The sequence below is a fragment of the Bartonella sp. MR168JLCBS genome (assembly GCF_042194175.1).
In genome coordinates, this window is record NZ_JBHIMP010000489.1 from 1 (window position 1) to 628 (window position 628).

1 protein-coding gene is annotated in these 628 nt (G+C 35.7%); it reads right to left on the bottom strand.

Annotated features, from left to right (window positions below):
- Window positions 1-280 precede the first annotated feature (280 nt).
- Window positions 281-628, bottom strand: a 348-nt coding sequence (locus ACFIK8_RS12185; RefSeq protein WP_375669581.1) for a PRC-barrel domain-containing protein, incomplete at its 5' end; no start/stop codon positions are given.

Sequence of the window (628 nt, forward strand, 5' to 3'; positions counted from 1 at the left end):
TATTACAACCCAAAACACTTTTAGCTAAACAGGTGACTCTATACCATCTCCTATCCAAAGAGCACTAATCGTAGAAAACACGCTAGAGAACGATAACATTAAGCTTACATCTTATTTGATTAATATATTGATTTTACTAAAGATAATCGAATTTTGAGAAACTAAAATAGCTTATTGTATAGAATTGTTTAAAGTTTTTCAAAAGATTTTCTGAAACAAAAACAGCGCCATCATAGATATGATAGCGGCTGTTATATTCACAAACGAAAGAAAGGAAAAATTAGTGTATCCAACGTCCTTCATATTTAAATGTTGGAGCTTCCTTCAAAGAATCCTTTGTCGCATTCGTAATAAGCTTCCACTTGCCATAATCATTTGTCATCTGAATCGTTTCTGGAGAAACGACTACATAACTCTCCCCTATACCAAGAAAACCACCAACAGCGATAACAAACCCCACGATACTCTTTTCACGCAAAATAATATCTTTCACTTCGCCAATATTCTCGTTTTCTATGTTGTATACACTTGCACCAATAAGGCTTGATGCAACGAAATCAGTTGCCAAAGGTGTCACATAACGCGCAGATATATCTGAACCCACCTGTACCACCCCCATCGAAGCAAT